This window comes from Sphingopyxis sp. DBS4 (assembly GCF_024628865.1).
In the GTDB taxonomy this organism is placed as follows: Bacteria; Pseudomonadota; Alphaproteobacteria; order Sphingomonadales; family Sphingomonadaceae; genus Sphingopyxis.
The window spans coordinates 1,009,529-1,023,742 of sequence record NZ_CP102384.1 but is presented as its reverse complement, the minus strand read 5'-3'; the positions used below and the strand labels follow the sequence as shown (position 1 = coordinate 1,023,742).

Annotated in this window: 15 protein-coding genes; 7 read left to right on the top strand and 8 right to left on the bottom strand. The window is 66.0% G+C overall.

The window, feature by feature from the left end; genetic code table 11:
* The first annotated feature begins 20 nt into the window (after positions 1-20).
* Together uvrB and NP825_RS04735 are read left to right on the top strand one after the other, a co-directional pair.
* The gene (gene uvrB / locus NP825_RS04740) at positions 21-2,207 is read left to right on the top strand and encodes an excinuclease ABC subunit UvrB (RefSeq protein ID WP_257548938.1); all 2,187 of its coding nucleotides are present in this window, start codon (positions 21-23) and stop codon (positions 2,205-2,207) included.
* Positions 2,208-2,302: 95 nt separating this feature from the next.
* Complete coding sequence (locus NP825_RS04735) at positions 2,303-3,817, top strand: S10 family peptidase (protein ID WP_257548936.1); 1,515 nt, start codon at positions 2,303-2,305, stop codon at positions 3,815-3,817.
* Between the two features lie 32 nt (positions 3,818-3,849).
* Here NP825_RS04735 and NP825_RS04730 read toward each other — a convergent pair whose 3' ends face one another.
* On the bottom strand, positions 3,850-4,287 hold the full coding sequence (locus NP825_RS04730; protein ID WP_257548934.1) for a hypothetical protein: 438 nt from the start codon (positions 4,285-4,287) through the stop codon (positions 3,850-3,852).
* A 132-nt stretch (positions 4,288-4,419) separates the two neighbouring features.
* On the opposite strand from NP825_RS04730, the gene NP825_RS04725 reads away from it, so the two are divergent.
* Positions 4,420-5,115, top strand: a complete 696-nt coding sequence (locus NP825_RS04725; protein ID WP_257548932.1) for an NRDE family protein — start codon at positions 4,420-4,422, stop codon at positions 5,113-5,115.
* 137 nt (positions 5,116-5,252) lie between these two features.
* On the opposite strand, the gene infC is transcribed toward NP825_RS04725, so the two are convergent.
* Both infC and NP825_RS04715 read right to left on the bottom strand, forming a co-directional pair.
* Complete coding sequence (infC, locus tag NP825_RS04720) at positions 5,253-5,789, bottom strand: translation initiation factor IF-3 (protein ID WP_257548930.1); 537 nt, start codon at positions 5,787-5,789, stop codon at positions 5,253-5,255.
* Between the two features lie 170 nt (positions 5,790-5,959).
* Positions 5,960-7,144: a penicillin-binding protein activator gene (locus tag NP825_RS04715; protein WP_257548928.1), complete on the bottom strand. Its 1,185-nt coding sequence runs from the start codon at positions 7,142-7,144 to the stop codon at positions 5,960-5,962.
* A gap of 10 nt (positions 7,145-7,154) precedes the next feature.
* Here NP825_RS04715 and rsmI point away from each other — a divergent pair, with 10 nt between their 5' ends.
* The 4 genes from rsmI (at position 7,155) to NP825_RS04695 (ending at position 10,092) form a co-directional block, all read left to right on the top strand.
* Positions 7,155-8,015 carry a 16S rRNA (cytidine(1402)-2'-O)-methyltransferase gene (gene rsmI / locus NP825_RS04710; RefSeq protein WP_257548926.1) on the top strand — a complete coding sequence of 287 codons (861 nt, stop codon included), beginning with the start codon at positions 7,155-7,157 and terminating at the stop codon, positions 8,013-8,015.
* Entirely contained in the window at positions 8,012-8,362 is a 351-nt protein-coding gene (locus NP825_RS04705; protein ID WP_257548924.1) for a YraN family protein, read from the top strand. Before rsmI ends, NP825_RS04705 begins: the two co-directional genes overlap by 4 nt.
* Before the next feature lie 155 nt (positions 8,363-8,517).
* The gene (gshB, locus tag NP825_RS04700) at positions 8,518-9,468 is read left to right on the top strand and encodes a glutathione synthase (RefSeq protein ID WP_257548922.1); all 951 of its coding nucleotides are present in this window, start codon (positions 8,518-8,520) and stop codon (positions 9,466-9,468) included.
* A 24-nt stretch (positions 9,469-9,492) separates the two neighbouring features.
* Positions 9,493-10,092 carry a DedA family protein gene (locus NP825_RS04695; protein ID WP_257548920.1) on the top strand — a complete coding sequence of 200 codons (600 nt, stop codon included), beginning with the start codon at positions 9,493-9,495 and terminating at the stop codon, positions 10,090-10,092.
* 6 nt (positions 10,093-10,098) lie between these two features.
* Here the strand turns inward: NP825_RS04695 and NP825_RS04690 are convergent, their stop codons facing one another.
* The 5 genes from NP825_RS04690 to rph all read right to left on the bottom strand — a co-directional run bounded on the left by NP825_RS04690 (position 10,099) and on the right by rph (position 14,203).
* A complete protein-coding gene (locus NP825_RS04690) occupies positions 10,099-10,989 on the bottom strand; it encodes a tyrosine recombinase XerC (RefSeq protein ID WP_257548919.1) in 891 nt (296 codons plus the stop codon).
* A gap of 108 nt (positions 10,990-11,097) precedes the next feature.
* On the bottom strand, positions 11,098-12,243 hold the full coding sequence (hemW, locus tag NP825_RS04685) for a radical SAM family heme chaperone HemW (protein ID WP_257548918.1): 1,146 nt from the start codon (positions 12,241-12,243) through the stop codon (positions 11,098-11,100).
* A 51-nt stretch (positions 12,244-12,294) separates the two neighbouring features.
* Positions 12,295-12,810 carry a DUF2239 family protein gene (locus NP825_RS04680; protein ID WP_257548917.1) on the bottom strand — a complete coding sequence of 172 codons (516 nt, stop codon included), beginning with the start codon at positions 12,808-12,810 and terminating at the stop codon, positions 12,295-12,297.
* A gap of 48 nt (positions 12,811-12,858) precedes the next feature.
* Positions 12,859-13,485 (bottom strand): RdgB/HAM1 family non-canonical purine NTP pyrophosphatase, encoded by a 627-nt coding sequence (gene rdgB / locus NP825_RS04675; protein WP_257548916.1) that lies wholly within the window; start codon positions 13,483-13,485, stop codon positions 12,859-12,861.
* Position 13,486: 1 nt separating this feature from the next.
* Entirely contained in the window at positions 13,487-14,203 is a 717-nt protein-coding gene (gene rph, locus NP825_RS04670) for a ribonuclease PH (protein WP_257548915.1), read from the bottom strand.
* Positions 14,204-14,214: the final 11 nt, after the last annotated feature.

The following is a 14,214-nucleotide window of genomic DNA, read 5'->3' as shown; positions in this document are numbered from 1 at the left end:
TCGATACCATATTGCCGTCAATGGCAATCCAGATTCGCACATCGCTCGACGAAATCGACACCAGCGCGGCCTATGTCCCGCACCGCCCCGCGCGCCCCGACAAGGTCGAAGGCGGCAAGCGATTCGAACTGGTTAGCGATTATCAGCCCGCCGGCGACCAGCCGGCGGCGATTCGCGAACTGGTCGATACCGCGCTCGCCGGCGAGCGCGACCAGGTGCTGCTCGGCGTCACCGGATCGGGCAAGACCTTCACCATGGCGAAGGTCATCGAGGAATTGCAGCGCCCGGCGCTGATCCTTGCCCCGAACAAGATTCTCGCGGCGCAGCTCTATGGCGAGTTCAAGAGCTTCTTTCCGAACAATGCGGTCGAATATTTCGTCAGCTATTACGACTATTACCAGCCCGAGGCCTATGTGCCGCGCTCCGACACCTACATCGAGAAAGAGTCGAGCGTGAACGAGGCGATCGACCGGATGCGCCATTCGGCAACGCGCGCGCTGCTCGAACGCGACGACGTGATCATCGTCGCGTCGGTGTCGTGCCTCTATGGCATCGGGTCGGTCGAAACCTATTCGGCGATGATCTTCGATTTGAAGAAGGGTCAGGTCGCCGACAGCCGCGAGATCATCCGCAAGCTCGTCGCGCTTCAGTACAAGCGCAACGACCAGGCGTTTGCGCGCGGCAATTTCCGCGTGCGTGGCGACAGCCTGGAGATTTTCCCGTCGCACTATGAGGACATGGCGTGGCGCGTCAGCTTCTTCGGCGACGAGATCGAGGAAATCACCGAATTCGACCCGCTGACGGGCAAGAAGATCGCCAACCTGAATTATGTCCGCGTCTTTGCCAACTCGCACTATGTGACCCCCGGCCCGACGCTCAAGCAGGCAAGCGAAGCGATCCGCCACGAACTCGCCGAGCGGCTGAAGGAACTCGAGGCCGAGGGGCGGCTGCTCGAGGCGCAGCGGCTCGAACAGCGTACCAATTTCGACCTCGAAATGATCGCCGCAACCGGAAGCTGCGCCGGGATCGAGAATTACAGCCGCTTCCTCACCGGCCGCCTGCCCGGCGAGCCGCCGCCGACCCTGTTCGAATATCTCCCCGACAACGCACTGCTCTTCGTTGACGAGAGCCACCAGACGATCCCGCAGATCGGCGCGATGTCGAAGGGCGATCACCGCCGCAAGATCACGCTGGCCGAATATGGCTTCCGCCTGCCCTCCTGCATCGACAACCGGCCGCTGCGCTTCGCCGAATGGGACATGATGCGCCCACAGACGGTCAGCGTGTCGGCGACCCCGGGGACGTGGGAGATGGACCGCACGCAGGGCGTCTTCGCTGAGCAGGTGATCCGCCCCACCGGCCTCATCGACCCCCCGGTCGAGATCAAGCCGGTCGAGGAGCAGGTCGACGACCTGATCGCCGAAGCGAAAAAGACCGCGGCCGCCGGATACCGCACGCTGGTTACGACGCTGACCAAGCGGATGGCGGAGGATTTGACCGAATTCCTCCACGAAGCCGGCCTCAAGGTCCGCTACATGCACAGCGACGTCGAGACGCTGGAGCGTATCGAGATCATCCGCGACCTGCGCCTCGGCGTGTTCGACGTGCTCGTCGGCATCAACCTGCTGCGCGAGGGGCTCGACATTCCCGAATGCGGGCTCGTCGCGATCCTCGACGCCGACAAGGAAGGATTCCTGCGCAGCGAGACCAGCCTCGTCCAGACGATCGGCCGCGCCGCGCGGAACGTCGATGGGCGCGTCATCCTCTACGCCGACCGCATCACCGGCAGCATGGAACGCGCAATGCGCGAAACCGACCGCCGCCGCGAGAAGCAGCAGGCGTATAACGACGAACACGGCATCACGCCGACGACGATCAAGCGCAACATCGGCGACATCATCGCGCATGTCGCGTCAAAGGATCAGGTGACGATCGACCTCGGCGACGACAAGCCCGACCATATGGTCGGCCACAATCTGCGCGCCTATATCGCCGACCTCGAAAAGAAGATGCGCGACGCCGCCGCCGACCTGGAATTCGAGGAAGCCGGCCGCCTGCGCGACGAAATCCGGCGGCTGGAAGCGGACGAACTCGGGTTACCAGCAGACGAGCAGGTGGCGCCCCGCGTGGGCCGCAGCAACGAGGGCAAGCCAGGCACGCGCAAAGGGCGCTTCGGGAGGCAGAGCAAGACCAAGTGGGGGCGTTGACGATCGCTTCGACCAAGTGCCATTGCACGCCGACCAGCAGCCTTGCCGCCCCTTCCCGTCCCGCTTAGTGTTTTCCTCTCAACGGGGAGAAAATCATGAAAACGGGTCTGTCGATCATCGCGCTGGCGCTCGCCGCCGCTGCGCCTCCCATGCTGCATGCGCAGGATGCGCCGGCCGATAAGGCAGCGGACAAGGCGAAGGCCGAAAAGCCCGCCGACTATGAACCGCAGGTCCACACCACCAAGCTGTCGGGCACCTTCGGCGGGCAGCGGATCAATTACGCCGCGACGATCGGCGAGACGATCCTCAAGAATCAGGACGGCGTAGCCGAAGCCGCGATCGTCACCACCGCCTATATCAGGGAGCCGCGCGACCCGAACCGGCCGGTGACCTTCCTGTTCAACGGCGGGCCCGGGTCGGGCACCGTGTGGCTGATGATGGGGGCCTTTGGCCCCAAGCGCGTCGCGATTCCCGGCAATGGCACCGACGACGGCGCGCCGCCCTATCCCCTCGTCGACAATCCCGACGCGCTGCTCGATGTCACCGACATCGTCTTCATCGACCCGCCGGGCACCGGCTTTTCGCACCTGATCGGCAAAGCCGATCCCAAGAATTATTACGGCATCACGCAGGATGCGAAGGCGGTCGCCGAAGTGATCCGGCGCTGGCTCAATGAAAATGGCCGCTGGAACAGCCCCAAGTTTCTTGGTGGCGAAAGCTACGGCACGACGCGCTCGGCAGCTGTCGCCAATCAGTTAATGAACGAAACCTTCAACGACGTCGGCCTCAATGGGATCATCCTGATCTCGACCGTGCTCGACTTCGCCGCAGGCTCCGACGCGCCGGGGAACGAGCTCGGCTATATCACCAACCTCCCCTCGATGGCGACCACCGCGCTCTATCACGGCAAGGCGAGCGCACCGTCGGTCGAGGCGTTCGCCGAGGAAGCGCGGCAATGGGCGATCGGTCCCTATGCCGCCGCGCTGCTGAAAGGACAGAAACTGCAGGGCGAGGAGCGCGCCGCGATCCGCCGCGACCTCGCACGCTTCACCGGCCTGTCGGAGGATTTCCTCGAGCGCGCCGACCTGCGCGTGACGCCCGGCCGCTTCTACAAGGAGTTGCTCCGCGACCGCGGCCTGACCATCGGACGGCTCGACAGCCGCTATACCGGCAAGGATTACGACAATGCGGGCGAGGAGCCCGACAATGATCCCAGCTTCTATGGCATCGACGCGGGCTATACCGCCGCGATCAACAGCTGGGCGCGCGATACGCTGGGGTTCAAGACGGATCGCGAATATCAGTCGATCGGCAATGTCGGCCCGTGGGACTGGCGGATCGGCGGGCGCGACAGCAACGCCTATCTGAACGTCGCGCCCTATATCGGGCAGGCGCTGCGCGAAAATTCGGGCCTGCGCGTCTTCGTCGGCCAGGGTTATTATGATTTCGCAACGCCCTTTTTCGCCGCCGAATATGCGCTGTCGCGCACCGGAATCCCGCAGGACCGGATCGAGTATAAATATTATGATGCAGGGCACATGATGTACATCCGCGACGAAGATCGGCACAAATTGGCCGAAGATATCCGAGCTTTCATTCGGGCGCGGTAGGATGGGGGCGCCCGCAGACACCCCTTTTCAAGTCAGCGCAGGACGCCCTTCGCCTTCATCGCGCGGGCGTAGAAAAGCAGCGCGAGCATTATGACCCAAATGGTCAGCGTCACGAACAGGGCGACGTTCTGGAACAACTGCCTCGTCGTCTCCCCGTTCAGGATATGCTGATACAGTGTCGAGCCAGCGAGCCCGATGATCGACACGATAAAGGCGGTGACGGCGTGGCGCGACCGCATAAGCAATAGCAGCGAACCTACAAAGGCGCCGAAGCCACCGAGCGCCCAGGAAACGTCCGACCAAAGCGGCGCGCCAAGGATGAAACTGCGCTGTGCATCGTTCAGCGGTGACAGCCAGAATTCATTCTGCAAATTGGTCAGCGTAAAATCGGCGACCGGAAAGGCGTTGATCAGCAAGGATACTGCCCCGACCACCCAAAGGTGCCAGGGCGTCTTCACAGCATTGCTCATATTCACCTCCCCCTTCAGAAAGATCGGCGGAGGCTATCATCATTCCCCCGCCTCGGCAATGAGTGACATATCGTTGCAATACACCGAGATGGCGGCTTGGCAAAGGGGTCGCGGCGACCGATATGCGCCTGCATGTGCGTCGTCGCCCTTGCCCACCGCGTCCATCCCGACTGGCCGTTGATCCTGATCGGGAACCGCGACGAGTTTCACGAGCGCCCCGCCGCGCCGCTCGCCGAATGGACCGACGGCGGCGGCATCGTCGCGGGGCGCGATCTTCAGGCGGGCGGGACGTGGCTCGGCGTGCATCGGCCGAGCGGGCGCGCCGTGGTGGTCACCAACGTACGTGGCGCGATACCCGATCCGGCGAAGGATTCGCGCGGCGCGCTCGTCGTTGACATGCTGCGCGGCGAAGGGCGCTTCGCCGACCCGACCGCCGCCGATCTCGATCGGTTCAATGCCTTCAACCTGTTCGCCGCGGACGGAACCGCCCGGCTGCTTACCAATCGGCCGCAGCCCCTGATCGCGACGCTGGCGGACGGCATTCATGCTCTCGCCAACGAACCCATCGATAGCCCTTGCCCCCGCGCCGAACGGCTACGCGCGGCGCTGGCCGCGGTGGTCGAAGCCGGCGCCGACCCCGAAGGCCTGCTCGACACGCTGACCGCCGAGGGCGACCCGGCGCTGTTTCTGCTCGGCGACGTCTATGGCACGCGCGCATCGACGCTGGTCGCTGTGTCGGCCGCGGGCGATGTCCATATGGTTGAGCGCCGCTATGTCGGCGGCGGTCGCCCTGCGGGGACGACGGTGCTGGATTTCAGGATCGGATGAGAAAAGATTGAAGCCCCTCCGCTTCAGAGGAGGGGTTTGGGGTGGTGGACGTCTGTGCTGAGCACCACCCCGCTGCGAGTAGCGAGCAAGCTCGCAACTCTCGCTGCCCCTCCTCTGAAGCGGAGGGAATGGGTAACTCACTTCGGCGCGAGCACCATCAGCATCTGGCGGCCCTCGGTGCGCGGATGCGCCTCGACCTTCGCGATCTCGGCGGTCATTTCGGCGACGCGCTGAAGCACATTGAGGCCAAGCTGGGTGTGGCTCATCTCGCGGCCGCGGAAGCGCATGGTCATCTTGACCTTGTCGCCCTCACCCAGAAAATCGAAGACCTTCTTCATCTTCACGTCGAAATCATGATCGTCGATGTTCGGACGCATCTTGATCTCTTTGATTTCCTGTGTCTTCTGGCTTTTGCGCGCCAGGTTTGCCTTTTTCTGGGCTTCGTATTTGAACTTGCCGACATCCAGGAACTTGCACACCGGCGGATCGGCGTTCGGCGACACCTCGACCAGATCGAGCCCGACCTCGGCCGCCTGCTCGATTGCTTCGGCCGTCAGCATCACGCCCAGATTCTCGCCTTCCTCGTCGATCACGCGGACCTTGGGCGAAGCGATGAATTCATTGTATCGCGGGCCGTTTTTGGGCGGCATGGGCGCCATCGAGCGGCGAGTCATCGGCGGTGGTATAGCTGTATCTCCTGGTCGTTTTAGGCAGGCGTGCGGAATCGACGCGATCCACGTGCGCCCCGCTCATATAGTGAAGCCGGGCGCGGCGTAAAGGCCGCCCGTGGCAGAAAGATGACGCTTTTCGTCCGACTGTGGCGGTCAAGCCACGCCGCGGCGCCTCACCACTTCGCCGGCGCCGGGTCGATGACGCGGAAGCCGCCCGCCCCGACCTCGCTCACTTCGAGCGCGCGCTCGGCGATGCCGCGATTGTTGAAGCGGAAGATACCGTCGATGCCGCCGAACCCGTCGGCGGCGAGCAGGCGCGACGCCGGGAAATTCGTCCCCGGCTTCCAGTCGCGCGCGATACGCACCGTCAGCAGCACCGAATCATAGCCGAGGCTGGCGAGCCGGTAGGGCGCCTTGCCGTAGCGCGTGCGATATTTGGCGGCGAGCTGGCCATAGAGGCCGTCCGACACGCTGGCGAACCATGCCCCGCGCATCGCGGCATTGCCGCCAAGCGCGGCATCGGTGTTCCAGAGCTCGGTGCCGAGGATCTGCTTGCTGCCGCCGCTCTTCACCACCGGCACGGCGCGGATCGCGTTGCCGCCCGAATCGGCGATCAGCACCGCGTCGATCGCGCCCGCATTGGCGAGCCGCCGCGCCGCGCCGGTCAGCGCGGTCGCGCTGCGGTCATAGCTTTCGATCGACACCAGCGTCCCGCCCGCGGCCGCCACCGCGGCGCGGAAAGCGGCGGTCGAGCGCTCGCCATAGACGGTCTTGGGAACGAGCGCGCCGAAGCGCTGATGTCCCTTGCTCCGCGCGTAGGCCACGACGCGCTCGACCGACTGGCCGGGGACGAAGCCCATGATGAAGACGCCGTTGCCCGCGACGCTGCTGTCGTTCGAGAAGCTGAGCACCGGCACCTTCGCCGCGCGCGCGATCGGCGCGACCGCGGCGACATCCTCGCTGAGCAGCGGGCCGAGGATCAGCTTGTTGCCGTCGGCGACCGCCTGTCGCGCCGCCGCAGCGGCGCCGAGCGCGGTGTCATAGGTGGTGATGCGGACCTTTTCGGTGCGCGAATCGAGCAGCGCCATCGTCGTCGCATTGGCGATCGCGGTGCCGACGTCGGCGTTGGTGCCGCTCTCCGGCACCAGCAGCGCGACGCGGTGACGGTCGGTATCGGTCGGCAGGCCGGGGCCGACATTGTCGCCGGCGGGCGGCGGCGGCGGAGTCGCGGGGCCGCTGCTTTTCGGCACCACCTGGCACGCAGCGAGAAAGCCGGCCATCGCCATGACGCCGAGCCCGCGCAGCAATTGCCGGCGGAGCGGCGCATTCTCTTGGCGCTGCGGGGCAGTTTCTGCCATTTTCGGCTCCATGCCGGATTCGACCATCTCAAAATCTCCCTTGCCCGGTCTCTATATCGTTGCGACGCCCATCGGCAACCTCGGCGACATAAGCGCGCGCGCGGCAGCGATACTCGCCTCCGCCGACGTAATCGCGGCCGAGGATACGCGCGTGACCGCGAAGCTGCTGTCGCATCTGGGTTTGCGTGTGCCGATGACCCCCTATCATGATCATAGCGACGAACGCGCCCGCGCCGCCTTGGTTGCGCGCATGGAAAACGAAGTCGTCATTCTGGTATCCGACGCGGGAACGCCGCTGATTTCGGACCCCGGCTACAAACTCGTCCGCGATGCGCGGGCGGCTGGCCGGCACGTCACCACCCTGCCCGGCCCCTGCGCCGCGATCGCCGCGATCACTTTGTCGGGACTGCCCAGCGACCGCTTCCTGTTCGCGGGCTTCCTGCCGAACAAGGCGAAAGCGCGCGCCGATACGATCGCGGAGTTCGCCGCGCTGCGCTCGACTTTGGTCTTCTACGAAAGCGGGCCGCGGCTCGCGGCGGCGCTGGGCGCGCTCGCCGAAGGGCTCGGCAACCGCGACGCGGCGGTCGCGCGCGAAATCAGCAAGCTCTACGAGGAATGCGTGACGGGGACGCTGAGCGAGCTTGCCGCACGCTATGCCGATGTACCGCCGAAGGGAGAGATCGTAGTCGTCGTCGGCCCGCCGGACGAAGCGGCCGCCGAAATCGCCGACGACGCCACCCTCGACGCCGCGTTGCGCGCCGCCATGGCCGACAAGCCCGTCGCGCAGGCGGCAAAGGCGGTCGCGAAGCGATATGGCCTCGACCGGCACAATGTCTATGCACGCGCGCTCGCCCTCAAGGACCGGGCTTGAACCGCGCCGCCGCCGAAGCGCGCGGACGCAGGGCCGAGCGGCGCGCGGCGTGGTGGCTGCGGCTGCACGGCTGGCGGATCGTCGGCGAGCGGCTGCGCGTGAGCGCGGGCGAAGTCGACCTCGTCGCGCGGCGCGGGCGCACGCTCGCCTTCATCGAAGTGAAATGGCGCGAGCGGGCCGGGGACCTCGATCTGGCGATCGACGAATGGCGGCTGCGGCGCGTCGCCGCGGCGGCGGCGATGCTGGCTCCGCGCCTCGCGCGGCCGACCGACGACATCCGGATCGACGTGATGCTCCTTGCGCCGAAGCGATTGCCTCGCCATCTGGTCCACGTCTGGCAGCCTTAATGCCGGACCGGGTCTGCTCCTTCCTCCGTTCGTGCTGAGCTTGTCGAAGCACCGTCCTTCTTTCGGGCGCTGGAGAAAGGCAGTACGGCCCTTCGACAAGCTCAGGGCGAACGGTTCTTGATCGAACCCTCTGGTTGCCCCGTAAGGAGAAAGACATGACCCTGCGCGCAGCCGTGCAAATGGACCCGATGGATACGGTCAACATCAATGGCGACAGCAGCTTCCACCTGATGCTGAAGGCGCTCGAGCGCGGCTATCCGCTCTATCATTACGACGTGCGCGGCCTGACGTGGGAGGCGGGGCGGCTGACCACCAAGGCGCACCGCGTCGTCGAGGCGAAGCGCGAGCCGGGCAGCCACTACAAATTCGGCGAGCAGGTCACGCTCGACCTCGGCCGCGATGTCGACGTCGTGCTGATGCGGCAGGACCCGCCCTTTGACCTCGGCTATCTGACCGGGACGTGGCTGCTTGAACGCATCAAGGACGAGACGCTGGTCGTCAACGATCCGGTGTCGGTGCGCAACGCCCCCGAAAAAGTGTTCGTGCTCGACTTTCCCGAATTCATGCCGCCGACGATGGTGACGCGCGACCTCGACGCGGTGAAGGATTTTCAGGCGCGTTACGGCGCCGTCGTGATCAAGCCGCTCCACGGCAACGGCGGCAAGGCGGTGTTCCGCATCGACGCGGACGGGGCGAACCTCGGCGCGCTCGTCGAGCTGTTCGGGCAGGTCTGGCCCGAGCCTTTCATGGTCCAGCAGTTCCTGCCGAGCGTCAGTCAGGGCGACAAGCGTATCGTGCTGATCGACGGCGCGTTCGCGGGCGCGATCAACCGCAAGCCCGGCGAAGGCGAGTTCCGGTCGAATCTCGCGGTCGGCGGCTATGCCGAAGCGGCGGCGTTGACCCCGCGCGAGCAGGAGATTTGCGACGTCCTCGGTCCCGCCTTGCGCGAACGCGGGCTGCTGTTCGTCGGCATCGACGTGATCGGCGGCGAATGGCTGACCGAAATCAACGTCACCTCGCCGACCGGGATTGTCGCGATCGACCGCTTCGATAATGTCGATACCGCCGCGATGATCTGGGACGCGATCGAACGACGGATCGGTTGACGCAGCCCTTGCGTTGAACCCTGCATGACCACCCTCATTCTCGACCTGATCCAGGGCTGGGGCTATCTCGGCATCTTCGTGCTGATGGTCCTCGAGAACGTCTTTCCGCCGATCCCGTCCGAAGTCATCATGGGCCTCGGCGGCATCGCGGTCGCGCAGGGGCGGTTCGACCTCTGGACGCTGATCGCGGTCGCGGTCGCCGGGACGACGGCGGGGAACTGGGTCTGGTATGCGATCGGGCGCTGGATCGGCTATGAGCGGCTGAGACCCTTCATCGACCGGCATGGGCGCTGGCTGACGCTCGACTGGGCGGAGGTCGAGCGATTGCACGGCTTTTTCCTGAAATATGGTCCCGCGATCGTCTTCGTCGCGCGCTTCATGCCGGTGGCGCGGACGATGGTATCGCTTCCCGCGGGCATGGTGCGGATGAATCAAGCGAAATTCCTGGTCTGGACCGCCGCGGGCTCGACGATCTGGATCAGCGCGCTCGCGGGCGCGGGCCACTGGTTCGGCAGCCGCTTCGCCAATCTCGACGCCTTCGTCGGGCCGATGGCGCTGGTCGCGATCGGGTCGCTGGTGCTGATTTATCTGTGGCGGGTGTTCACCTGGAAACCGCGCGGCTGATCCCCGTCAGGCTCGCGGGTGCGCGCTGCGATAAATGTCGAGCAGATGCGCCGCGTCGACCGCGGTATAGATTTGCGTCGAGGCGAGGCTCGCATGGCCGAGCAATTCCTGAAGGCTGCGCAGATCGGCCCCGCCCGCGAGCAGATGCGTCGCAAAACTGTGGCGCAGCGCATGCGGCGTCGTGCGTTCGGGCAGGCCCAGCGCGCGCCGCGCCGAACGCACGCTCGCGCGGATCACCCCCGGCGCCAGCGGGCCGCCGCGCGCGCCAAGGAACAGCGGCGTCTCCTTGCCGATCGGCCACGGACAGGCCTCGACATAGCGCGACACCGCTGATGCGACCGCGGGCAGGATCGGGACGATGCGGGTCTTGTTCCGCTTGCCCGTGACGCGCAGCGTGTCGCCGAGCGGCAGCGCCGCGCCGGTGAGGCTCAGCGCTTCGCCGATGCGGAGCCCCGCGCCGTACAGCAGCAGCAGCAGCGCAAAGTCGCGCGCGCCGACCCAACCCTCGCGGGCATTGTCTTCGACATCCTGCGCGAGCTGGAGCGCTTCTGCGGGCGCGACGGGGCGCGGCAGCCCTTTCTTGACGCGCGGCCCGCGAAGCTGCGGCACGCTGGCATTCGAGCCGCCGACGAAGCGCAGGAACGTCCTGAGCGCACTGAGTTCGCGCGCCGCCGACGCATTGCCCAGCCCTTCGGCGCGGCGGTCGGCCAGATAAGAGCGGAGGTCGTTCGGCGTCAGGCTCCTGAGCATTGAGGCATCGACCGCACCGCCGCGATGCTGCGACAGAAAGGCGCAAAAGCGTGTCGCGGTCGCGACATAGGCGCGGCGCGTATGCTCCGACCGGCGCTTCTCATGCGCCAGATGGGCGTCCCAGTCGCGGATCAGTCCGTCTGCCAACCAATATTCCGTTCAGGCTGAGCTTGTCGAAGCCCCGTCCTTTCTTCCAGCCTCGAAAAGGAAGAACGGCCCTTCGACAGGCTCAGGGCGAACGGGCTTTTGAAATGTCTAGCCGATCCGCACCACCTCGGAAAGGATGCTGTCGAGCAGCAATATCCCCGCATCGGTCACCGCCAGCCGGTCGCCGTCCTGCACCAGCAGCCCCTGCCCCGCCAGCGGGGCTACCGCGTCCGCATCGACGAACGCCTCGCGACCCAGCCCGCTCCGTTCCTCGACGCGCGCCAGATCCACACCTTCGGTCAGACGCAGCCCCATCAGCATCGCCTCGGTCGCGCGTTCGTGCGACGGCAGGTCGGTCTCGACCTTGAGCCCATGGCCATTCCGCCCGACCGCCGCCAGGAAATTTTCGGGCTTCCGGTGCCGCTCGGTCGCCTGCGCCAGCCGCCGCCCGTGCGCACCGGGTCCGATGCCCGCATAGTCGCCATAGCGCCAATAGGTCAGATTGTGCCGACTCTCCTCGCCCGGTGCGGCGTGGTTTGACACCTCGTAGCGCGGCAGGCCCGCGGCGCGCGTGATCGCCTGCGTCGCGTCGAACAGGTCGGCAGCGGCGTCACCGTCGGGAATGACGAGATCGCCCTTCGCGGCGAGGGTCGCGAAGCGCGTGCCGGGCTCGATCGTGAGCTGATAGAGCGAAAGATGCCCGGTGCCGAACGCCAGCGCCGCGCCAAGCTCGGACTCCCACGCCGCAAGCGACTGGCCGGGCCGCGCATAGATCAGATCGAAGCTGACGCGCGCGAAATGATCCTGCGCCGCCGCGATCGCGCGGCGTGCCTCATCTCCGCTGTGCGCGCGCCCCAGGAAATCAAGGATTTGCGGATCGAAGCTCTGAACGCCGATCGATACGCGGTTGACCCCAGCGGCGGCCAGATCGGCGAAATTGGCGACCTCGACCGAATTGGGGTTCGCCTCCAGCGTGATCTCGACATCGTCCGTCATCCCCCACGCAGCATCCGCTGCCGCGATCACCGCCGCGACGGTCGCGGGCGGCATCAGGCTGGGCGTGCCGCCGCCGAAGAAGATCGACGAGATCTTGCGGCCCGGCAGCAGCGCCGCCTCATGCCGCAGGTCGGCCAGCAGCGCCGCGCGCCACGCCGCCTGATCGACGCGCTCGCGGACATGGCTGTTGAAGTCGCAATAGGGACATTTCGACACGCAGAACGGCCAATGGACATAAAGGGCGAGCGGTTCGGCCATGGCGCCCCCTACTCCCATTCATCGGCCCGGCGAAAGGCGGAATCGCGTGCGTCAGCGATGGAGCAGGTGGCCGATATGGGTGCGGACGTCGTCGGGCCACGCCGCCACGATGGCGTCGAAGGCGCCATCTTCGTCGCGGTAGAGCGCGCGCAGCGCTTCTTCATAACCCGGGCGGTCGCCGCACATATGGCTCATGAAATGATAGGCCGCATCGCGGCGCTGCGCGAGGCTGGGGGCCTCCCGCACGGCGCTTTCGACCAGCCGGCGCAAGGCAGCCGACGCGCCGCCGGGCTGCGCCGCCAGCCAGTCCCAATGGCGCGGCAGCAGCGTGACTTCGCGTGCCTTCACGCCCAGACGCGGGCGCCCCGCGGATGGAACTGGCACGGTCTTCGCCGCGTCCCAATAATCGAGGTCGGTCAGCTTGCCGCTGGCATCGTCGAACACGAGGATCGATCCGAGGTCGCCGGGATAGCGATCCTCGAGCGTGCGGGTAACGGCCTCGCGGCTGCCCGAAGCGAGTTGCGTATCGCCGAGAAAGGCGGTGACGGTTTCGGAACGCTCTGTCATGGCGCCCCATTATATCCGGGTAAAAAAAGTCAATTCACCCGGATATAATTAGTCGAAAGCCCCCGTCACCAGCTTGGTGAAGGCGTCGGCGCGATGACTGATCGCATGTTTTTCGGCCGGATCGATTTCCGCATAAGTCAGTGATTTGCCGATCGGAACGAAGACCGGATCATAACCGAATCCCAATGTCCCGCGCGGCGGCCAGGTCAGGTCACCCTCCGCGGCACCTTCGTAAACATCCGCATATCCATCCGGCCAGGCCAGCGCGAGCGTGCACACGAAGCGCGCGCTGCGGTCGACGTCCGGCCCCTGCTCGGCGAGCAGCCCTTCGACCTTGCCCATCGCCATATACCAGTCGCGGCCCTTCTCGCCCTCGAACCATTGGCGCTCGGCCCAGTCGGCGGTGTAGACGCCCGGCCGCCCGCCGAGCGCCGCGACTTCGAGCCCGCTGTCGTCGGCAAGCGCGGGCAGCCCAGCCGCAGACGCGCTCGCGTGTGCCTTGAGCAGCGCATTCTCGCGGAACGTCGTCCCCGTCTCCTCCGGCTCGGGCAGGCCCAGGTCGCCCGCCGACACCGGCTCGATCCCGAAGGGTTCGAGCAGCGCGCGAATCTCGCGCACCTTGCCCGCATTATGGCTTGCGATGACGAGTTTGCCGGGAGCGAGCTTGCGCGTCACCTCAGCGCCCCACCGCCTTCGCCTGCGCGGCGAAGATGTCGGTGCAGCCGATGCGCGCGAGGCGGAGCAGGCGCAGCAGGCCTTCCTCGTCATAGGTCGCGCCTTCGGCACTCGCCTGCACTTCGACGATCTGGCCGCGGCCGGTGAGGACGAAATTGCCGTCGGCTTCGGCAACCGAATCCTCATCATAATCGAGGTCGAGCACCGGCGTGCCGTTGTAGATGCCGCACGAGATCGCCGCGACCTGATCCTCGATCGGGTCGGCGGCGAGCGCCTTGCTTTCGAGCAGCTTGTCGACCGCAAGCCGCAGCGCAACCCACGCGCCGCTAATCGACGCGGTGCGCGTGCCGCCGTCGGCCTGGATGACGTCGCAATCGATGACGATCTGGCGCTCGCCGAGCTTCTTCATATCGACGACGGCGCGCAAGCTACGCCCGATAAGTCTCTGAATTTCATGCGTTCTTCCCGACTGCTTACCCTTCGCCGCTTCGCGACTGCCGCGCGTATGGGTCGCGCGCGGGAGCATCCCATATTCGGCCGTCACCCAGCCCTGCCCCTTGCCGCGAAGAAAGGGCGGCACTTTCTCCTCGACGCTGGCGGTCACCAGCACCTTCGTATTGCCGAACGACACAAGGACGCTGCCCTCGGCATGGATGGTGAAGTTGGTTTCGATGGCGATGGAGCGCATCTGGTCGGGCGCGCGGCCGGAGGGTCGCATGGGAATCCTTT